The sequence below is a fragment of the Pseudomonas sp. UMAB-40 genome (assembly GCF_900095275.1).
GTDB classification, from domain to species: Bacteria; Pseudomonadota; Gammaproteobacteria; order Pseudomonadales; family Pseudomonadaceae; genus Aquipseudomonas; species Aquipseudomonas mandelii_B.
In genome coordinates this window covers 262111-283860 of the sequence record NZ_LT607551.1, presented here as the reverse complement: position 1 = coordinate 283860, position 21750 = coordinate 262111, and the positions used below count along the sequence as shown (strand labels likewise).

General features: G+C 60.5%; 16 protein-coding genes. 2 read left to right on the top strand and 14 right to left on the bottom strand.

The features are described 5' to 3' along the window. Window positions 1-33: 33 nt before the first annotated feature. The 11 genes from hemE to K0F88_RS01285 form a co-directional block, all read right to left on the bottom strand. A complete protein-coding gene (gene hemE / locus K0F88_RS01335) occupies window positions 34-1101 on the bottom strand; it encodes a uroporphyrinogen decarboxylase (protein WP_169371984.1) in 1068 nt (355 codons plus the stop codon). Between the two features lie 241 nt (window positions 1102-1342). Then, entirely contained in the window at window positions 1343-2761 is a 1419-nt protein-coding gene (locus K0F88_RS01330; protein WP_219093417.1) for an FAD-dependent oxidoreductase, read from the bottom strand. Window positions 2762-2794: 33 nt separating this feature from the next. Next, entirely contained in the window at window positions 2795-7240 is a 4446-nt protein-coding gene (gene gltB / locus K0F88_RS01325) for a glutamate synthase large subunit (protein ID WP_219093415.1), read from the bottom strand. A 350-nt stretch (window positions 7241-7590) separates the two neighbouring features. Next, a complete protein-coding gene (locus K0F88_RS01320; RefSeq protein ID WP_219093413.1) occupies window positions 7591-9189 on the bottom strand; it encodes an SPOR domain-containing protein in 1599 nt (532 codons plus the stop codon). Window positions 9190-9199: 10 nt separating this feature from the next. Next, entirely contained in the window at window positions 9200-10300 is a 1101-nt protein-coding gene (aroB, locus tag K0F88_RS01315; RefSeq protein WP_219093411.1) for a 3-dehydroquinate synthase, read from the bottom strand. Window positions 10301-10451: 151 nt separating this feature from the next. Beyond that, window positions 10452-10970, bottom strand: coding sequence for a shikimate kinase AroK (aroK, locus tag K0F88_RS01310; protein ID WP_010464421.1), 519 nt, complete (start codon window positions 10968-10970; stop codon window positions 10452-10454). Between the two features lie 4 nt (window positions 10971-10974). Further along, window positions 10975-13056, bottom strand: coding sequence for a type IV pilus secretin PilQ (gene pilQ, locus K0F88_RS01305; protein WP_219093409.1), 2082 nt, complete (start codon window positions 13054-13056; stop codon window positions 10975-10977). Window positions 13057-13069: 13 nt separating this feature from the next. Then, window positions 13070-13597, bottom strand: a complete 528-nt coding sequence (locus tag K0F88_RS01300; protein WP_094469516.1) for a pilus assembly protein PilP — start codon at window positions 13595-13597, stop codon at window positions 13070-13072. Further along, a complete protein-coding gene (gene pilO, locus K0F88_RS01295) occupies window positions 13594-14217 on the bottom strand; it encodes a type 4a pilus biogenesis protein PilO (protein ID WP_094469517.1) in 624 nt (207 codons plus the stop codon). The genes K0F88_RS01300 and pilO overlap by 4 nt, the downstream gene beginning before the upstream one ends. Then, window positions 14214-14780, bottom strand: coding sequence for a PilN domain-containing protein (locus tag K0F88_RS01290; protein WP_094469518.1), 567 nt, complete (start codon window positions 14778-14780; stop codon window positions 14214-14216). Before K0F88_RS01290 ends, pilO begins: the two co-directional genes overlap by 4 nt. Next, window positions 14780-15844 carry a pilus assembly protein PilM gene (locus K0F88_RS01285; protein WP_094469519.1) on the bottom strand — a complete coding sequence of 355 codons (1065 nt, stop codon included), beginning with the start codon at window positions 15842-15844 and terminating at the stop codon, window positions 14780-14782. The genes K0F88_RS01290 and K0F88_RS01285 overlap by 1 nt, the downstream gene beginning before the upstream one ends. Window positions 15845-16062: 218 nt before the next feature. Here K0F88_RS01285 and K0F88_RS01280 point away from each other — a divergent pair, with 218 nt between their 5' ends. After that, a complete protein-coding gene (locus tag K0F88_RS01280; RefSeq protein ID WP_374039697.1) occupies window positions 16063-18507 on the top strand; it encodes a penicillin-binding protein 1A in 2445 nt (814 codons plus the stop codon). A 268-nt stretch (window positions 18508-18775) separates the two neighbouring features. Here the strand turns inward: K0F88_RS01280 and K0F88_RS01275 are convergent, their stop codons facing one another. The 3 genes from K0F88_RS01275 to rpmE form a co-directional block, all read right to left on the bottom strand. After that, on the bottom strand, window positions 18776-20044 hold the full coding sequence (locus K0F88_RS01275; protein ID WP_010464435.1) for a malic enzyme-like NAD(P)-binding protein: 1269 nt from the start codon (window positions 20042-20044) through the stop codon (window positions 18776-18778). A gap of 182 nt (window positions 20045-20226) precedes the next feature. Further along, the gene (locus K0F88_RS01270; RefSeq protein WP_094469522.1) at window positions 20227-21027 is read right to left on the bottom strand and encodes a thermonuclease family protein; all 801 of its coding nucleotides are present in this window, start codon (window positions 21025-21027) and stop codon (window positions 20227-20229) included. A gap of 14 nt (window positions 21028-21041) precedes the next feature. Then, on the bottom strand, window positions 21042-21272 hold the full coding sequence (gene rpmE, locus K0F88_RS01265) for a 50S ribosomal protein L31 (protein ID WP_059181778.1): 231 nt from the start codon (window positions 21270-21272) through the stop codon (window positions 21042-21044). A gap of 302 nt (window positions 21273-21574) precedes the next feature. Between rpmE and K0F88_RS32195 the strand changes: the two genes are divergently transcribed. Continuing rightward, a partial coding sequence (locus K0F88_RS32195; protein WP_257605169.1) for a hypothetical protein occupies window positions 21575-21750 on the top strand: 176 nt, incomplete at its 3' end.

Genomic DNA, 21750 nt, shown 5'->3' with positions numbered 1-21750 from the left:
GGCATAAGCCGGGCGTTTTTTATTGGGCGACGATCACTCGTGATACTGCGCCGACAGCTCATGCACCGCGCGCATGAACGCGCCAGCATGTTCCGGATCGACTTCCGGCGTGATGCCATGGCCGAGGTTGAACACGTGGCCGCTGCCTTTGCCGTAGCTGGCAAGAATTCGACCGACTTCGGTGCGAATGGCTTCTGGCTTGGCGTACAGCACGGTGGGGTCCATGTTGCCTTGCAGCGCGACTTTGTTGCCGACGCGCTGGCGGGCTTCGCCGATGTCGCAGGTCCAGTCCAGGCCGAGAGCATCTGCGCCAGCGTCAGCGATGCTTTCGAGCCACAGGCCGCCGTTCTTGGTGAACAGGATGACCGGTACTTTGCGGCCTTCGTGTTCGCGGATCAGGCCGCTGACGATTTTGCGCATGTAGGCCAGGGAGAATTCCTGGTACGCCGCCGCCGAGAGGTTGCCGCCCCAGGTGTCGAAGATCTGCACCGCTTGCGCGCCGGCCATAATCTGGCCGTTGAGGTAGCTGGTGACCGACTGCGCGAGCTTGTCCAGCAGCAGGTGCATGGCTTGCGGGTTGTCGTAGAGCATGGCCTTGGTCTTGCGGAAGTCTTTCGACGAGCCGCCTTCGACCATGTAGGTGGCCAGGGTCCATGGGCTGCCGGAAAAGCCGATCAGCGGCACGCGGCCGTTCAGTTCGCGGCGGATGGTGCTGACCGCGTCCATGACGTAGCCAAGGTCTTTGTGCGGATCAGGAATCGGCAGGGCTTCGATGTCGGCCATCGTACTGACGACTTTCTTGAAGCGTGGACCTTCACCGGTTTCAAAGTACAGGCCCTGGCCCATGGCATCCGGGATGGTGAGGATGTCGGAGAACAGGATTGCCGCGTCCAGTTGCGGATAGCGGTCGAGCGGCTGCATCGTGACTTCGCAAGCGAACTCCGGGTTCATGCACAGGCTCATGAAGTCACCGGCCTTGGCACGGCTGGCGCGGTATTCCGGCAGGTAGCGACCGGCCTGACGCATCATCCATACCGGCGTGACGTCTACGGGTTGCTTGAGCAGGGCGCGAAGGAAACGGTCGTTCTTCAGGGCAGTCATGTCGGCATCCGGAAAAAAAGTGCGGGCATTTTCTCAGAGCTCGACGCAAAAGGCACGGTTGCAGGTCAGCCTTTTGTCTATCGGGTCAATTTGTCGCGGGGGAACACGGTGTTCGCAACACACGGAAACCAATGTGGGAGCTGGCCTGCCAGCGATGCGGACACCTCGGTGGTCAGTCAGTCCGAGGTGATGCTATCGCTGGCAGGCCAGCTCCCACAGGGTTATTGCAGTCAGGGCGGGGTCAGACGCCCAGGTAATCCAGGATCCCTTCGGCGGCATTACGGCCTTCGAAGATCGCCGTTACCACCAGGTCAGATCCGCGAACCATGTCGCCACCGGCGAAGATTTTCGGGTTGCTGGTCTGGTGCTTGTACTGACCTTGTTCCGGGGCTACAACGCGGCCCTGGCTGTCGGTCTGGATGCTGAACTGCTCGAACCACGACGCCGGGCTTGGACGGAAGCCGAAGGCGATGACCACGGCGTCGGCCGGGATGATCTCTTCGGAGCCCGGGATCGGCTCGGGGCTGCGACGGCCACGGGCGTCCGGTTCGCCGAGACGGGTCTCGACCACCTTCACGCCTTCGACGCGGTCTTCACCGACGATGGCGATCGGCTGGCGGTTGTAGAGGAATTTCACGCCTTCTTCCTTGGCGTTCTTCACTTCTTTGCGCGAGCCCGGCATGTTCGCTTCGTCACGACGATAAGCACAGGTCACCGACTTGGCGCCCTGGCGAATCGAAGTGCGGTTGCAGTCCATCGCCGTGTCGCCGCCGCCCAGCACCACAACTTTCTTGCCTTTCATGTCGACGAAATCTTCCGGCGACTTTTCAAAGCCCAGGTTGCGATTGACGTTGGCGATCAGGAAGTCCAAGGCGTCATGCACGCCCGGCAGATCCTCACCGGCAAAGCCGCCCTTCATGTAGGTGTAGGTGCCCATGCCCATGAACACGGCATCGTATTCTTCGAGCAGTTGCTCGATGGTCACGTCCTTGCCCACTTCGGTGTTCAGGCGAAACTCGATGCCCATGCCGGTGAAAACTTCGCGACGATTGCTCAGCACGGTCTTTTCCAGCTTGAACTCGGGGATGCCGAAGGTCAGCAGACCGCCGATTTCCGGGTTCTTGTCGAACACGACCGGGGTCACGCCGCCGCGTACCAGCACGTCGGCACAACCCAAACCTGCCGGGCCTGCGCCGATCACCGCAACACGTTTGCCGGTCGGTATGACCTTGGACATGTCTGGACGCCAGCCCATGGCGAACGCCGTGTCGGTGATGTACTTCTCGACCGAACCGATGGTCACCGCGCCGAAGCCGTCGTTGAGGGTGCAGGCACCCTCGCACAGACGATCCTGCGGGCACACCCGGCCGCAGACTTCCGGCAGGGTGTTGGTCTGGTGCGACAGCTCGGCGGCCTGGAGGATGTTGCCCTCGGCCACCAGTTTCAGCCAGTTCGGAATGAAGTTGTGCACCGGGCACTTCCATTCGCAATACGGGTTACCGCAACCCAGGCAGCGGTGGGCCTGATCGGCCGAATGCTGGGGTTTGAAGGGCTCGTAGATCTCCACGAACTCTTTCTTGCGTTGACGCAACAGTTTCTTCTTCGGATCTTTGCGCCCGACATCGATGAACTGGAAGTCGTTATTCAGACGTTCAGCCATTGTTAAAACCTCATCAAACTCTTCAGGCGCATATCACTGCGGGTTGGCACGGGTGCTGGAAAGCAACGATTTCAGGTTGGCAGCCTTGGGCTTGACCAGCCAGAAACGGCGCAGATAGTCATCGAGGTTTTCAGCGAGGTTACGACCCCATTCGCTGTCGGTTTCCTCGACGTATTCGTTCAGCACGCGTTGCAGGTGGCTGCGATAGGCTTCCATCGCCTCACCGCTGATCCGCTGGATTTCCACCAGTTCGTGGTTGACCCGGTCAACGAAGCTGTTGTCCTGGTCGAGCACGTAGGCGAAACCGCCGGTCATGCCTGAGCCGAAGTTGTAACCGGTCTTGCCCAGGACGCAGACGAAACCACCGGTCATGTACTCGCAGCAGTGATCGCCCGTGCCTTCAACCACGGTGTGAGCACCGGAGTTACGCACGGCAAAACGCTCGCCTGCGGTGCCGGCGGCAAATAACTTGCCGCCCGTGGCGCCGTACAGGCAGGTGTTGCCGATGATGGCACTGTCCTGAGTCTTGTAGACGCTGCCCTTCGGCGGAACGATGACCAGCTTGCCGCCGGTCATGCCTTTGCCGACGTAGTCGTTGGCATCGCCTTCAAGGTACATGTTCAGGCCGCCGGCGTTCCACACACCGAAGCTCTGACCGGCCGTCCCTTTGAAGCGGAAGGTGATCGGCGCGTTCGCCATGCCTTGGTTGCCGTGCTTGCGGGCGATTTCACCGGAGATCCGCGCGCCGATCGAACGGTCGCAGTTGCAGATATCCAGGGCGAAATCAGCGCCGCTCATGTCGTTGATGGCCGAGGTGGCCATGTCGACCATTTTCTCGGCCAGCAGGCCCTTGTCGAACGGCGGGTTACGGTCGACCTGGCAGAACTGAGGCTTGTCCGCCGGGATGTGATCGCTGCCGAGCAACGGGGTCAGGTCCAAGTGTTGCTGCTTGGCGGTCTGGCCTTCGAGGATGTCCAGCAGATCGGTACGACCGATCAGCTCTTCGAGGGAGCGCACACCCAGCTTGGCCAGCCACTCACGGGTTTCTTCGGCGACGTAGGTGAAGAAATTCACCACCATGTCGACGGTCCCGATGTAGTGATCCTTGCGCAGCTTCTCGTTCTGAGTCGCAACGCCGGTGGCGCAGTTGTTCAGGTGGCAGATGCGCAGGTATTTGCAGCCCAGCGCGATCATTGGCGCGGTGCCGAAGCCGAAGCTTTCGGCGCCAAGGATGGCGGCCTTGATCACGTCGAGGCCGGTTTTCAGGCCGCCGTCGGTCTGTACCCGCACTTTGCCGCGCAGGTCGTTGCCGCGCAGGGTCTGGTGGGTTTCGGCCAGGCCGAGTTCCCACGGAGCGCCCGCGTATTTGATCGAGGTCAGCGGCGACGCGCCGGTGCCGCCGTCGTAGCCGGAGATGGTGATCAAGTCCGCGTAGGCCTTGGCCACACCGGCGGCGATGGTGCCGACGCCTGCTTCTGCCACCAGCTTCACCGAGACCAGGGCCTTCGGGTTGACTTGTTTCAGGTCGAAAATCAGCTGCGACAAGTCTTCGATCGAATAGATGTCGTGGTGCGGCGGAGGCGAAATCAGGGTCACGCCCGGCACTGCGTAACGCAGCTTGGCGATCAGACCGTTGACTTTGCCGCCTGGCAGCTGACCCCCTTCACCGGGCTTGGCGCCCTGAGCGACTTTGATCTGCAGCACTTCAGCGTTGACCAGGTATTCCGGAGTTACACCGAAACGGCCAGTCGCGACTTGCTTGATTTTCGAGCTCTTGATGGTGCCGTAACGCGCCGGGTCTTCGCCGCCTTCGCCGGAGTTTGAACGCGCACCGAGGCGGTTCATGGCTTCGGCGAGGGCTTCGTGAGCTTCTGGCGACAACGCACCAAGGGAGATGCCAGCGGAGTCGAAGCGTTTGAGCACCGATTCCAGCGGTTCGATCTCGCTGATGTCCAGCGGCGTGTCCAGGGTCTTGACCTTGAACAGGTCGCGGATCATCGACACCGGACGGTTGTCCACCAGCGCCGTGTATTCCTTGAACTTGCTGTAGTCGCCCTGCTGCACAGCGGCTTGCAGGGTGTTGACCACGTCCGGGTTATACGCGTGATATTCGCCACCGTGGACGAATTTCAGCAAACCGCCCTGCTGGATTGGCTTGCGCTGGCTCCAGGCTTCGGCAGCCAGGGCTTTCTGCTCGGCTTCGATGTCGACGAAACGTGCGCCCTTGATGCGGCTCGGCACGCCACGGAAGCTCAGCTCACAAACTTCTTCGGACAGGCCGATGGCTTCAAACAGCTGCGCACCGCGGTATGAGGTGATGGTCGAGATGCCCATCTTCGACAAGATCTTCAACAGACCTTTGGTGATGCCTTTGCGGTAGTTCTTGAACACCTCGTAGAGGTCGCCCAGCACTTCACCGGTACGGATCAGGTCGCCCAGCACTTCGTAGGCCAGGAACGGATAGACCGCCGAGGCGCCGAAACCGATCAGCACCGCAAAGTGATGCGGGTCACGAGCGGTCGCGGTTTCCACGAGGATGTTGGAGTCGCAACGCAGGCCTTTCTCGGTCAGGCGGTGGTGCACCGCGCCAGTGGCGAGCGAAGCGTGGATCGGCAACTTGCCCGGGGCAATGTGGCGGTCACTCAGCACGACCTGGGTACGACCGGAGCGCACGGCTTCTTCAGCCTGATCGGCGACGTTGCGGATGGCCGCTTCGAGGCCGACGCTTTCGTCGTAGTTGAGGTCGATGATCGCGCGCTCGAAGCCCGGACGATCCAGGTTCATCAGCGAACGCCACTTGGCCGGGGAAATGACCGGCGAGCTGAGGATTACGCGCGAGGCGTGTTCCGGCGACTCCTGGAAGATGTTGCGCTCGGCACCGAGGCAGATCTCCAGCGACATGACGATGGCTTCACGCAGCGGGTCGATCGGCGGGTTGGTGACCTGCGCGAACTGCTGGCGGAAATAGTCGTATGGCGTGCGCACGCGCTGGGACAGCACGGCCATCGGCGTATCGTCGCCCATCGAGCCAACGGCTTCGTAGCCTTGCTCGCCGAGCGGACGCAGCACCTGGTCGCGCTCTTCGAACGTGACCTGGTACATCTTCATGTACTGCTTGAGCTGATCGACGTCGTAGAAAGCCGAACCGTGGTCGTTGTCTTCCATGGTCGCCTGGATGCGCAGGGCATTCTTGCGCAGCCATTGCTTGTACGGATGACGGGACTTCAAGCGGTTGTCGATCGCATCGGTGTCGAGGATCTGACCGGTTTCGGTGTCCACGGCAAAGATCTGGCCCGGGCCCACACGCCCCTTGGCGATCACGTCTTCAGGCTGGTAGTTCCAGACACCGATTTCCGAGGCCAGGGTGATGAAACCGTTCTTGGTGGTGACCCAACGCGCCGGACGCAGACCGTTACGGTCGAGCAGGCACACCGCGTAACGACCATCGGTCATTACCACGCCGGCCGGGCCGTCCCACGGTTCCATGTGCATCGAGTTGTATTCGTAGAATGCCCGCAGGTCCGGGTCCATGGTTTCGACGTTCTGCCACGCAGGCGGAATAATCATCCGCACGCCACGGAACAGGTCGATCCCACCGGTGACCATCAGCTCGAGCATGTTGTCCATGCTGGAGGAGTCGGAACCGACACGGTTGACCAGCGGGCCGAGCTCTTCCAGGTCCATCAGATCGTTGGTGAACTTGGTGCGACGGGCCACGGCCCAGTTGCGGTTGCCGGTGATGGTGTTGATCTCGCCGTTGTGCGCCAGGAAGCGGAACGGTTGAGCCAGCGGCCATTTCGGCAGGGTGTTGGTGGAGAAGCGCTGGTGGAACACGCAAATCGAGGTTTGCAGGCGCTGGTCGCTGAGGTCTGGATAGAAGGCGGTCAAGTCCGCCGGCATCATCAGGCCTTTATAAATGATGGTTTTGTGCGAAAAGCTGCAGATGTAGTGATCGGTGTCGGCGGCATTGGCCACGGACGAGCGACGACGGGAGGTGAACAGCTTGATCGCCATGTCCTGGTCGCTCAGGCCTTCACCGCCGATGTACACCTGCTCGATCTGCGGCAGGCGCTCCAGGGCCAGGCGGCCAAGGACGCTGGTGTCGATGGGCACTTTGCGCCAGCCGACCAGTTGCAGGCCCGCAGACAGGATCTCGCGGTTCATGTTCTCGCGAGCGGCTTCGGCTTTGACCGGGTCCTGGTTGAAGAAGACCATGCCTACGGCATATTGCTTGGGCAGTTCGACGCCGAAGGTTTCCTGGGCGATGGCTCGCAGGAACACGTCCGGCTTTTGAATCAGCAAGCCGCAACCGTCACCGGTCTTGCCGTCGGCGTTGATCCCCCCGCGGTGGGTCATGCAGGTCAGGGCCTCGATGGCCGTTTGCAAAAGGGTATGACTGGGCTCGCCCTGCATATGGGCTATCAGGCCGAAACCGCAGTTATCCTTGAATTCATCTGGTTGGTACAGACCTGCTTTCATAGACACTTTCTCACCAGGCTGCCTCTTTTCGAGGCAAATTTCTTTTCAATTCAACCACTTGCGATCCGCGCCGAACGTTCGTCGGCTTAGCGGGGGCAAAAGGGTGGTCATTGTACACAGCGACACAGACGCTCACAAATTTGACGACGAACTGTCGCAAATCTATGTCGCATTTGTGAAAGGTTTAAAGCGATCTGCTGTGCTAGTCAAAACTTTTTTAATTTTGACCGCAACGACTCAAAGACTACTGTAACGCAGACACCACAAGGCACGCGGCCTGTAGAGGCGGCATGCGCTTGTAGAAATTTTGAGGTGCTTGGAGAGGCGGCCTGGGTAAGGCCGCCGAATCTTCAGCGAGTTGTTGCCAGTTCCTGTTGGACGCTGGCGACAGTGCGAGGCCAAGGTTTACCAGCCTGAACCTTCGCTGGCAAGGCCTTGATGGCGGTCAGGGCTGCATCGCGGTTGGCGAAGTTACCGTAGGTGATGACGTAAAGCGGCTTGCCGTTGAGGACTTTCTTGAAATAACGGTACTCGCCGCCCTGCTCTTTCACGAAGTTTTGCGCAGTCGCTTCGGAGCTGGTGCCGAGGATCTGCACCACGTAGTTGCTTGTCGGCTGCCCGGCGTACCAGGTGCCACCCGCGCCTTTCGCAGGAGCGGCGGCCGGCTTCTCGACCGGCTTGGCGGTAGCCACGACGGCTGGCTTGGCTGGCACCGGGGCCGGCTTCACGGCAGGCGCAGTCGGGACTGGCTTGGCGGTCGCAACCTGAGTCGGCGCTGGCACTGGTTTGGCGGCTGGCGTCGGCGCAGGGCCCGGCTGAATACCCGCTGGTGGCGCGGTGGTGGTCACGGTTGGCGGTGTAGCGCTGGACCCTTCGACCGGCACGCCGTCGTCGCCTTCAGTGATGCCACCGGCGGCTTCGGCCAGCGGACCTCTCATGACCGGTTGCGAGTTGCCGACCAGCGGCAACGGCATCGGTTGCGAATTACCGGCGAATTCGACGGAAGGCGCACCGCCGCTGTTAGGTTGTGGCGTGCCCTGCCCGAGTGGCAATTGCGCCTGTTCGTTGGCCGGCGCGCCGGTGGTCGGTGCTTTGCTGCGACCCGGCATCAACCAGGCGGCGGCTACCGCGACCACGACGACGGCGGAAATCGCCAATACGTGTTTCTTCGGCATGTTGAACCCCATACTTGGACGCTTGACCGCTGAGCGGCTGGCAATCATGGCTTCGATCATTGCATCGCGGGCAACCTGGTTGATGGTGCCAGGCCAGCCGTCGGAGCTTTCGTGAATATCAGAGATCTGATCTGCGGTGAAAAGTTCGATACCCCGACCGGCGCCTTCGAGCCGCTGGTCCAGGTATTCACGGGTTTCTTCTTCGGTGTAGGGCTGCAACTCGATGACGTGGAAACGCTCTTCCTCGAGGCTCAGCGCGTCCAGTTGCGCAATCAGCGACGACTCACCGAACAGGAACACATGCGGACGACCTTCCGGCGCACCGGCGGCCAGGGCCAGCAAGGCCTCCAGCGCGGATTCGTCGAGCTGCTCGGCGTCATCCACCAGCAAATAGACTTCCTGCCCGGTCAGCGCCAGTTGCACGACCTGCGACAGAATCGCGTTGACCTCAGCCTGGGCAACGTTCAGCGCCTGAGCCACCTGACGCAACACGCCGGCCGCATCGCCAGCGCCACGGGCGGAAACCACCACGCTTTGCACCGATTGCTTGTTGGTGCTGGCAACCAGGGCTTGGCGCAACAGGGTCTTGCCGCTGCCTTGTGGGCCGGTGACCACCAGCAACAACTGGCTGTAGCGGGCCAGGTGATGCAGTTGCCCCAGCACCGGTTTGCGCTGGGCCGGGAAGAATTTGAAGCCAGGTACCCGTGGAGCAAAAGGGTCATGACTTAACTGGTAATGGCCGAGGAAAGCCTCGTCGGCATGCAAACTAGTCATCGGGATCTTATTAACCTTTAAGCTGAGCCAGGGCGCGGTAATCCGCTCCCAGCGTGGCCTGTAAAACTTCTTTCGGATAATCGTCGGTCACCACCGCTTCGCCCATGTGGCGCAGCAGCACCAGGCGTAAACGACCGTCGATCACTTTCTTGTCAATTGCCATGTGTTCGAGAAAATCGGCTTCGGTCATCTCTTCCGGCGGGATGACCGGCAGGCCGGCACGCTGAAACAGGCGAATGCCGCGATCGCGTTCTTGTTCGCTGATCCAGCCCAGTCGTGCGGACATTTCCAAAGCCATTACGGTGCCAGCAGCGACGGCTTCACCATGAAGCCAGACACCATAGCCCATATGGGTTTCGATAGCGTGTCCGAAGGTGTGACCCAGGTTCAACGTGGCACGAACACCGGTTTCCTTCTCGTCGGCACCGACCACCTCAGCCTTGGCGGCGCAGGAACGCTCGATGGCATACGTCAGCGCGACCTGGTCCAGGGCGCGCAGGCGATCGACGTTTTCTTCGAGCCAGGTCAGGAACGGCTCGTCGCAGATCAGCCCGTACTTGATGACTTCCGCCAGCCCGGCAGAGAGTTCGCGGGCCGGCAAGGTATTGAGGGTAGCGGTATCGATCAGCACGACGTTCGGCTGATAGAACCCGCCGACCATGTTCTTGCCCAGCGGATGGTTGATCCCGGTCTTGCCGCCCACCGAGGAGTCGACTTGCGACAGCAACGTAGTCGGGACCTGAATGAAATCAACACCGCGCTGATAACAGGCGGCCGCGAAACCGGCCATGTCACCAATCACACCGCCACCGAGGGCGATCACCGTAGTGCGGCGGTCGTGGCGTGCAGTCAGCAGGCCGTCGAAGATCAGTTGCAGGGTTTCCCAGGTCTTGAAGGCTTCGCCATCGGGCAGCACCACGGAAATCACCGAGAACTGCGCGAGGCTGCGGGTCAGACGTTCGAGATAGAGCGGCGCAACGGTCTCGTTGGAGATGATCGCCACTTGCCGTCCGCGGATATGCGGGGCCAGCAGCTCAGGCTGATCCAACAAACCTTCGCCAATGTGAATCGGGTAGCTGCGCTCGCCTAGATCGACCTTGAGTGTCTGCATGTGTCCCCACAGTGAAGATGGAATCAGGCGTCCTGCCTTGAGTTAACGAATGTCCACGGCGTCTGCTGGTGTGACGCCGTTCGGTAGCCATCCGCCACAACCTTGAGCGGTCGTGACAGGACGCCGAGGATAGCGCATTTCGCGCTACGCATTAACGGGGAGGTAGCTGCTGCAAGCGTTCGAGAATATCGAGCACGACCATTCGCGGCGGCCGCTCATCGGTTTCAACCACCAGGTCGGCGATTTCCCGATACAGCGGATCGCGGATCGCCAGCAAATCCCGCAGGGTCTTGGCCGGATCGGCGGTGCGCAACAAGGGGCGATTGCGATCACGGGACGTGCGGCCGACCTGCTGCTCGACCGAGGCATGCAGATAGACCACCCGACCGCCGGCGTGCAACGCCCGACGATTGGCTTCGCGCATTACCGCGCCGCCACCGGTCGCCAGCACCACGCCGTCGCAGCCGCACAGCTCGGCAATCATCGCCTGCTCGCGGTCACGAAAGCCCGGTTCGCCTTCTTTATCGAAAATCCACGGGATATTGGCGCCCGTGCGCAATTCAATTTCCTTATCGGAATCTTTGAACGGCAGGCGCAGCTCTTTAGCCAGCAACCGGCCGATGGTGCTTTTTCCAGCCCCCATCGGTCCAACAAGAATCAAATTTCGCACAGAATCAATGACTCACAGCAATCGCCTGGTTATTCATGATACGCGGAGTGAGAAATACCAGCAGCTCGGATTTTTTCTCCGAAACCACGTCACGCCGGAAAAGGCGGCCAAGATACGGCACATCACCGAGAAATGGCACCTTATCTACAACCTTGCTCTGAGTATTTGAGAAAACCCCGCCAATCACGATGGTCTCGCCATCATTGACCAGGACCTTGGCATTGACCTCGTTTTTCTTGATCGGCGGTACATCCTGGACCTTGTTCAAGTAGTCCGGCTCATCCTTGGTCACCTTGACCTCCATGATGATCCGGTTGTCCGGGGTGATCTGCGGCGTGACCTCAAGGGACAGCGACGCCTCCTTGAATGACACCGACGTGGCACCGCTGGAACTGGCTTCCTGATAGGGAATCTCGGTGCCCTTGAGGATTTTCGCGGTTTCCTTGTCGGACGTGACCACCTTGGGTTGCGAGACGATTTCGCCGTTACCGGTCTTCTCCATCGCGGTCAGCTCCAGGTCCAGCAACACGTTATCGGTGATGAAGGCGATGCCGATCCCCGAGGTGTTGCCCGCAGCGCCCAGGTCGACAAACGGAGAGTTGGTGCTGGTGCTGCCCGGAGTACCGATGGTGGTCGACGAACCATTGCTGACGCCGGATGTGTTCCAGTTGCCCTTGTTCTGCACCGAACCGCCCCAGCGCACGCCGAGGCTTTTGTCGTAGTCGACGTTGGCTTCGACGATTCGCGCCTCGATCATCACCTGACGCACCGGGATGTCCAGTTGCGCGACGATGCGACGAAGTTCGTCGAGCCGGTCCTGAGTCTGGTAGGCAATGATGTTGTTCGTCCGCTCATCAACCGTGATCGAACCCCGCTCGTCGATTTTCGCTTCGGCACTGGTCACCGACGTGAACAGCTTGGCGATGTCGGCGGCCTTGGCGTAGTTGACCTGCAGCAATTCGCGACGCAACGGCGCGAGTTCGGAAATCTGCTTCTGCGATTCCAGTTCCTGACGTTCACGCGCGGCGATTTCATCGGCCGGCGCCACCAGCAGGACGTTACCGATCTTGCGTTTGTCCAGGCCTTTGGTTTTCAGCACCAGGTCCAGCGCCTGGTCCCACGGCACGTTCTGCAAACGCAAGGTGATGCCGCCCTGCACCGTGTCGCTGGCCACCAGATTGAGGTTGGTGAAATCGGCGATCAGTTGCAGCACCGAACGCACCTCGATGTCCTGGAAATTCAGCGAGAGTTTTTCACCGGTGTAGGCAAACCGTTCGGCGTTGCGCTTTTGCAGTTCGTCGACGGTCATTGGCCGAATGCTGACCGTCAGCTTGTTGTCGGTCTGGTAGGTCGAATAATCGAACGCTCCGCTGGGCTCGATGCTGATCGTGGCCCGATCGCCCGTGGCGCTGGCATTGACGAACTGCACCGGGGTGGCGAAATCCTTGACGTCCAGACGCACGCGCAACGGCTCTGGCAATTGGGTTTTGGCGAAACCGAGGATGATCTTGCCATCGCGCTCCTGGATGTCCGGGGCGATGGACGGATCCGACAGATCAATCACCACGTTACCTTCACCCTGCGTACCGCGCTGGAAATCCACACCGCGAATGGCTTTGCCCACGGGCGCATAGGCTTTCGTCGGTGCGGGCGTTGCAGTCGCGGCGCGGGGTGCGCTGGTCGTCGGCCGAGGCGCTTTGTTGTTAGCGCCCTGCCCGACCACCACGATCAGGTTGTTGCCCTCGACACGGGCGCTGTACGGGGTCAACTGGGTCAGATTGATGATTAGCCGCGTCCGGTCCTTGGCTTCCACCACCGTCGCGCTACGGGCATTGCCGCCGCCCAGTTCACGATTTTTGTTTTTTAGCTGACTGACAACGCCGGGCAGATCCAGCGCGATTCGTGCAGGCGACTCGGTCGTATAACCGTGAGGTTGCGGTGGCGGGCCATCGAAAGACATCTTCAACTCGACACGATCACCTGGCAGCGCAGCGACATCCAGCGCTTTGAGGTTGGCCGCTTGTACCATCGGCGACAACAACGCTATCCATAGCGAGATACCGAGGGTTGAGAAAATCCTGTTCATTATTCGAGTTCCACTATGAGTGCTCTTTCAAAGGGATGGTCCGTGGCCGTTCCAGCCAGGCACCTTCGCCGTCGGGAACGATTTCGACCACATCGACTTGCGAGCCGCTGATGGCGACGATCCGTCCATCGTTACGCCCCAGGTAATCGCCGACTTTCAGCCGATGCACCCCGCCTGCCCCGCGCAACAGCGCAAAGGAGCCGGTCGCATTGGAGATCGTGCCGACCATTTCAAACTGCTCGATGTTGAAACCTTCGAGGTATTGCTTGGCCCGGTTGGGGTCAGGCTTGACGTTGCGTGAGCCGCGCTTCTGCCCCGCCAGATCGACCCTGACCTGCCGGGAAAACGGGCTGCGCAGGTTGGCAGCGCTGTAGGTGAACGTTGGGTAAGACCGGAATGTCGGCGTTGGTTCAATCTTGCCCGGCGGCCGCAGACGGACTTCATTCATGAAGGCGTCGAGGTCGCCGACGTCATTGCCGTTGCCGCAACCGGCCAGGCCGGCGAGTAGCACACCCATCAATAAACTACGAATCGGGCTCATTTCTGCAGCCCCTTGTCGTTGTAGCGATAGGTCTTGGCAAGGATGCTCATGCGCAGTTTCGGACCGCCCTCGGGGTCGGCCGGCGCAAGGTCGAAATCATGCAGCGTAACGATCCGCGGCAACCCCGCCACGCCACTGACGAACGTCGCCAGGTCGTGATAGGCACCCGTCACGGTGATCTGGATCGGCAGTTCGATGTAGAACTGCTGGGTAACCTCCGGCAACAGCTTGATCTCTTCGAATTCCAGCCCGCTACCGAGGCCGGTGCGAGTGATGTCCTCGAGCAGCCCGGGCACCTCGGTATCGCTGGGCAATTGCCGCAGCAGCACGCCAAAAGAGTTCTCCATCTCTTTCATCTGCTGGATGTACAGCTCCAGATTCGCCGCCATATGCGCCTTGGTCGCGAATTGCTCCTTGAGGGTCGACTCCTCTTCGCGCTTGAGTGCGAGGTGATCTTCCTGATCGCTGATGTAAAAGGTGTAACCGAGGGCCAACACCAGAACCATGAGCAGGACACCCGCCAGGGCCTTGATCGCTGGCGGCCAGGAACCCATGTTGTTGGTGTCCAGATCGTTGATGTCGATCTTGCGCAGACCTTCGAACCATTCCGAGGGGCTCATTTGCCAGCCTCCACAACGGCGGGCTGAGTCTGACGGACGGTCAACTGAAAGACGTTGGCCTGATCCAGTTGACCGGCGGTGGTGGCTTTGACTTCCGTGAGACTCGGCGCATCGAACCAATCAGACGCGTCGAGGTTGCGCATCAGGTCCGAAACCCGATTGTTCGATTCCGCCGCGCCAGTAATGGACAGGGTTTTGCCGGCCATTTTCACTTCGGTGAAATACACCCCGTCCGGCAGGGTACGCGCCAACTGGTCGAAAATTCGCCCACTGATCGGACGGTTACCTTGCAGGTCCTGGATGATGCGCATGCGCTCGACGAGCTGCTGGCGACGGGACTTCAAGTCGCTGATCTGCTTGATGCGCTCGTCGACCACGGCGATCTGTTTGCCGATGTAATCGTTACGGGCCACTTGTCGGTCAATCGCGCCACTGATGACCTGGTCCGCGATTAAAATCGCGCCCACCGAGCACACCAATACGCCGACCAGTGCCAGCAAAAAGCGTTTGCGGCGCTCTTCACGCAGCTCTTCGCGCCAGGGTAAAAGATTGATCCGCGCCATCAGTCGAAACTCCTGAGGGCGAGCCCGCAAGCGATCATCAGTGCGGGCGCATCGCTTGCCAGGGCCCCGGCGTTGACCTTGCTGCTCAACGCCATGTCGGAGAACGGATTGGCCACTTGGGTCGGCGTGCCCAACCGCTGTTCGATCAGGCGATCAAGCCCCGGGACCGACGCGGTACCGCCAGCCAGCAGGATCTGATCGACCGCGTTGTACTGACCGGAAGCGAAGAAGAACTGCAACGACCGGGAAACCTGCTGCACCAGCGCATCGCGAAACGGCTGCAAGACTTCGCTGACGTAGTCATCCGGCAATCCGCCCTGCTTCTTCGCCAGCCCCGCCTGCTCGATGGTCAGGCCATAACGACGCTGGATTTCCTCCGTGAGCTGACGACCGCCGAACAATTGTTCCCGGGTGTAGATGATCCGCCCGTTGTACAGCACGCTCAGGGTGGTCATGGTCGCGCCGATGTCGACCACCGCCACGGTCAGCCCCTCCTGAGAGACCGCCAGTTGCCCCGCCAGCAAGGAGAATGATCGTTCCAGCGCATAGGCCTCGACATCCACCACTCGCGCCGTCAGGCCGGCCAGCGCCAGGGCGGCTTCACGCACCTCGACATTTTCCTTGCGACAGGCCGCCAGCAGCACATTGACCCGCTCTGGGTTACGCGCCGACACGCCCTGGACTTCGAAGTCGATGGCGACTTCATCCAAAGGATAGGGAATGTACTGATCGGCCTCGATTTTCAGCTGGTTTTCCATCTCGTCGTCGGAAAGACCCGCGTCCATCTCGATGGTTTTGGTGATGACTGCCGAACCGGCGACGGCCACGGCGACATTCCTGAGGTTGGTTTTGGCCTTGAGCAGCACGCGCGCGAGTGCCTGGCCCACGCCTTCGAGCTCGGCGATATTTTTTTCGACCACTGCGTTGGCGGGCAAGGGCTCGACCGCATAGGCCTCGACCCGATAACGCTCACCCTGACGACTTAGCTCAAGCAGCTTCACCGACGTGGAGCTGATGTCGATGCCCAGAAGCGTATTAGCTTTTTTATTGAAGAGTCCTAGCACTACCAATTCCCTATGACTATCCGTGTCTTACGGACTCTGTAATACCCGTTGCGTTCAAACCACCCGTCTTGACAGCAGCGCAAATGACGCTCTCGACGGAAAAATGCTTATAATGCCCAGCGTTTTTTTCCGGTTTTTACTGCAAGCGCGGGTTGCTCCCTGTTTATCTGAACCCTGTTGCCTAATTCATTCTTTGCCCTGGATATCCCAAAGCCTTGATTCGTCTGCTGAAATTTTTCGGTTGGTCCATCGTCGCCGTTTTCTGCGGACTGCTCCTTGGTCTGAGTGGCGCGTTTCTTTACCTTAGTCCGGGATTGCCATCTGTGGAGGCTCTGAGAAGCATCCAGTTGCAGATTCCATTGCGGGTGTACAGCAGCGACAACAAGCTGATCGCGGAATTTGGCGAAATGCGCCGCACACCGATCCGTTTCGCCGACATTCCCCCCAACTTCATCAATGCGTTACTAAGTGCTGAAGACGACAATTTCGCCAACCACTACGGTGTCGATCCCAGCAGCCTGATGCGTGCGGCGACCCAACTGGTAAAAAGCGGACACATCCAGTCCGGCGGCAGCACCATCACCATGCAGGTGGCGAAGAACTTCTTCCTGACCAGCGAACGCAGTTTTTCGCGCAAAACCACCGAAATCCTCCTGGCCCTGCAGATCGAACGGCAGTTGACCAAGGACGAAATCCTCGAGCTCTACGTCAACAAGATCTACCTGGGTAACCGCGCCTACGGCATCGAAGCCGCCGCGCAGGTTTACTACGGCAAATCGATTCGCGACGTCAGCCTGGCGCAGATGGCGATGATCGCCGGCCTGCCAAAAGCTCCTTCGCGCTTCAACCCGCTGGCCAACCCGGCCCGCAGCAAGGAACGTCGCGACTGGATCCTGGGGCGCATGTACAAACTCGGCAAGATCACCGAAGCCGACTACACCACCGCGATCAACGAACCGTTGAACGCCAGCTACCACGTGCCGACGCCGGAAGTGAACGCGCCGTACATCGCTGAAATGGCCCGTGCCGAAATGGTCGGCCGCTATGGCAGCGACGCGTACACCGAAGGTTTCCGCGTGACCACGACGGTGCCGAGCAATCTCCAGGAAATGGCCAACACCGCAGTCCACGAAGGCTTGATGACCTACGATCAGCGTCATGGCTATCGCGGTCCTGAGTCGCGCCTGCCGGGCAAGACTCGCGAGGCCTGGGCCACCGAGCTGACCAAACAGCGGACCATCAGCGGCCTTGAACCCGCCATCGTCACGCAGGTCGACAAGACTGGCCTGCAAGTACTGACCCGCACCGGTGAAGAACACGTCGGCTGGGACAGCATGAAATGGGCGCGTCCGTTCCTGAACACCAACAGCATGGGCGCCAATCCGAAGCAGCCGTCGGACGTGGCTCAGGTCGGTGACCTGATTCGCGTGCACCGCCAACCGGACAATTCGCTGAAATTCAGCCAGATCCCGCAAGCGCAAGGCGCGCTGGTGTCCCTTGATCCGCAGAACGGCGCCATCCGCTCGCTGGTCGGTGGTTTTGCCTTCGAGCAGAGCAACTACAACCGCGCCATGCAGGCCAAGCGTCAGCCGGGTTCGAGCTTCAAGCCCTTCGTGTACAGCGCCGCGCTGGATAACGGCTACACCGCCGCCAGCCTGGTGAACGATGCACCGATCGTGTTCGTCGATGAATACCTGGACAAGGTCTGGCGCCCGAAGAACGACACCAACACCTTCCTCGGCCCGATCCGCCTGCGTGAAGGGCTGTACAAGTCGCGCAACCTGGTGTCGATCCGACTGGTGCAAGCGCTGGGCGTCGATCGCACCATCGACTACATCAGCAAGTTCGGCTTCAACAAACAGGACTTGCCGCGCAACCTGTCCCTGGCCCTGGGCACCGCGACCCTGACGCCAATGGAAATCGCCACCGGCTGGAGCACCTTCGCCAACGGCGGCTACAAAATCAGCCCGTACATCATCGACAAGATCGAAAGCCGCAATGGCGACACGCTGTTCGTCGCCAACCCGCCGAGCGTTCCTAGGGGCGACACAGCGACCAACGGCATCGCCGCACCGACCGACGCCCAGGCGTTCACGGTCAATGCGACGCCGGGGGAAGCTCCGGCCGCACCCGGCAGTGCGCCGCAAACGCCGGCCGTGGCCGAACGCATCGTCGACGGTCGCACCACTTACATCCTCAACAGCATGCTTGAGGACGTGATCAAACTCGGCACCGGCCGCCGCGCACTGGCCTTGGGTCGCAGTGACATTGCGGGCAAGACCGGTACCACCAACGAATCCAAGGACGCCTGGTTTTCCGGCTACAACGCCGATTACGTGACCACCGTCTGGACCGGGTTCGATCAGCCTGAAAGCCTGGGCAAGCGCGAGTTCGGTGGCACCGTCGCGCTGCCGATCTGGATGAACTACATGGCTGCCGCGCTCAAGGACAAGCCGCCTCACACCCAACCAGAGCCGGAAGGCATTCTCAGTTTGCGGGTGGACCCCGTCAGCGGCCGTGCGGCCAGCCCAGGCACGCCAGGCGCGTACTTCGAGCTGTTCAAGGCCGAGGACACGCCACCGTCGGTGAATGAGCTGGGTAACGGCAATGTGCCGGGCAGCCCGCTGCCAGCGGATGAGGCGGCGCCGATCGATTTGTTCTGATCGCATAGCGCAATGCAAAAGCCCCGCCTTCGAGAGAAGTGCGGGGCTTTTTATGGCCTGCAGGTTTTGTGTTGTCCTGGAAGGCCCCTTCGCGGGCAAGCCCGCTCCCACAAGGTTCTGTGGTGCTATTGAGAAACCTGCATCACTGCAATACCTGTGGGAGCGGGCTTGCCCGCGAAGGGGCCATCACAAGCACCACAAAAACGACAGATACAAAAAAGCCCCGACTCATATGAGCCGGGGCTTTCGGTTGAAGCGCTACAACGGCTTAGCCGTTGAACACGTCATCCACGCTTTTCAGCGGGTAGTTCTTCGGATACGGCAGGGTTGCTACGCCGGTCTCGATGGCGGCCTTGGCCACGGCATCGGAGATCACGGTGATCAGGCGGGCATCCATTGGCTTCGGAATGATGTACTCACGACCGAATTCCAGCTTGATGCCACCGTAGGCGTCACACACTTCCTGAGGAACCGGCAGTTTGGCCAGTTCACGCAGGGCATTGGCCGCTGCCACTTTCATTTCTTCGTTGATGCGCTTGGCGCGAACGTCCAGGGCACCACGGAAGATGAACGGGAAGCCCAGTACGTTGTTGACCTGGTTCGGGTAGTCCGAACGGCCGGTCGCCATGATCACGTCGTCACGGGTGGCGTGCGCCAGTTCCGGGGCGATTTCCGGATCCGGGTTGGAGCAGGCGAACACGATCGGGTTGGCCGCCATGGACTTCAGGCCTTCAGCGCTCAGCAGGTTCGGGCCGGACAGGCCAACGAACACGTCAGCACCAGTCAGGGCGTCAGCCAGGGTGCGCTTGTCGGTCGCGTGAGCGAAGACAGCCTTGTACTGGTTCAGGTCGTCACGGCCGGAGTGGATCACACCGGTACGGTCAACCATGAAGATGTTTTCGATGTTGGCGCCCATGCTCACCAGCAATTTCATGCAGGAGATGGCGGCCGCACCGGCGCCCAGGCAGACGATCTTGGCGTCAGCGAGGGTTTTGCCAGCGATTTCCAGGGCGTTGATCATGCCGGCCGCAGTAACGATTGCGGTGCCGTGCTGGTCATCGTGGAACACTGGAATGTCGCACTGCTCGATCAGAGCGCGCTCGATCTCAAAGCACTCAGGGGCCTTGATGTCTTCCAGGTTGATGCCACCGAAGGTGATGGAGATACGCTTGACGGTGTCGATGAAGGCTTGCGGGCTTTCGGAGTCGACTTCGATGTCGAAAACGTCGATGCCGGCGAAGCGCTTGAACAACACGCCTTTACCTTCCATGACTGGCTTGGAAGCCAATGGGCCGAGGTTACCCAGGCCGAGAATCGCGGTGCCATCGGAAATGACTGCAACCAGGTTGCCTTTGCCGGTGTATTTGTAGGCCAGTTCAGGATCGCGGGCGATTTCGCGTACTGGTTCGGCTACGCCGGGGCTGTAGGCCAGCGACAGGTCGCGGGCGGTAGCGGTGGCCTTGGTGAGCTCGACACTCAGCTTCCCTGGACGAGGATGGGCGTGATATTCGAGAGCGGCAGTTTTCAAATCAGACATGTGGGCATTCCGCTTTTACTGTTGGACAGACGGACCGCCGAGGATACGCGTGTCGTAAAGTCCCCACAAGACTGACCGGTCACCCCTGTCAAGCGCCCTGCCTTACGACTTTGGGCCAAGAGCCGCGGAACACAAGGGATAGACTGTTCACAATCACCAGAAAAAATGTCTACAATTTTTTATCAGGGTGCCGCTTGCAGCATCGCCGGGTCGGTCAGCGGCAGAAGCCAGCGTGCCTGCCCGGATTTCAAACCGCCCCGGCGCGATCGATCCACAACCCAGCCACGCGCCTCGATCTGCTTACCCTTCAGCCGCTCAAGCGCTGCAACATCGAACTCCCCGAGCAAATTGGGTGCAACGCGCAATACAACCGCGCCCTGCAACTCAATCCAAACCCCGCCGCGATTGCGCTGAACCTTGCTCACACGACCACTGAGTACGGCAAAACCGGAGGCGTTGATCTGCTCCGCTTTCAGTACAGGCGATTGCCGCCACAGGCCAAGGCCGGCCTGACGGGCACTGCGTTCGGCGGCTTGCTGGCAGCTGACCAAATCGACATTCGGCGCGACCGCCACTTGAAAACCGAGGCCCTCGGCGAGCATCTGCGCTTCGAGGTTGGCGCCATTGGCGCCGTAGACATGGGCGAGCGTGCGACCGTAATGATCTTTGCTTTCTTTACTGGCCAGCAAACCCACGCGCCCGTCGCTGGCCGCCACCAGCGCTTCCAGGCGTTTGCGCGCGGCCACGGCGAACGGCTCGTCGGAACGTCCCTGCTTGCCCAGCTCAGGGGTATTCAAGCCGATCATGCGCACACTGCGGCCATCGCTCAGGCGCAACGTGTCGCCATCCACCACCCGTTGCACCGCGACGGGTGTCAGACCGCTTGGTAGCGGACAGAAGGCCTGGGCGCCGGACAGCCAAATCGCAGACACAAAAAAGGCGCCCGCGAGGGACGCCTTTTTCGTTAGCAAGGTAAAGCCCATGGGGCTTTTCAACCTTACTCTGCAGCAGCAGGAGCTTTCTTGCCGAAAGCGCCGAAACGGTCTGCGAAGCGCTGTACACGACCGCCAGTATCCAGAGTCTTCTGCTTACCGGTGTAGAACGGGTGGCACTCGTTGCATACGTCGATCGCCAGAGGCTTGGCCAGGTTCGAGCGAGTTTCGAACTTGTTGCCACAGCTGCAGGTAACTGCGGTGACTTCGTATGTTGGATGGATATCGGCTTTCATGGTGTCTTCCTCGGGCTAGCGTGCCGCCACTCAACACTATTGTTGAATACCGCACGTAATTAGGCCGCGGATTCTACCAGACAATGCCAATCGCGCAAGCTGTCGCTTCTACCGACCGTCTGCTAGGCTCGCGCCCCAAATGCTGACTATCTGCACGCAAACCTGTGGGAGCGGGCTTGCCCGCGAAAGCGTCCTGACAGTCGATGAAGATGCCGACTGTATAGGCCTCTTCGCGGGCAAGCCCGCTCCCACAGGGGTTGCGCTCAGCCTTTCTTACTGCCCGCCCAAAGAGAATCCCCCGCGTGCCCGATGCCATTTTGCGCCTCGCCTTGCCTTCGCCGCTGCGCCGCCTGTTCGATTACCGTGCCCCGGCCGGGGTCCTGCGCGCCCAGTTGCAACCGGGCATGCGCCTGCGGGTGCCGTTCGGCCGGCGGGAGATGATCGGGATTCTGGTGGAGGTCACCGACACCAGCGAAGT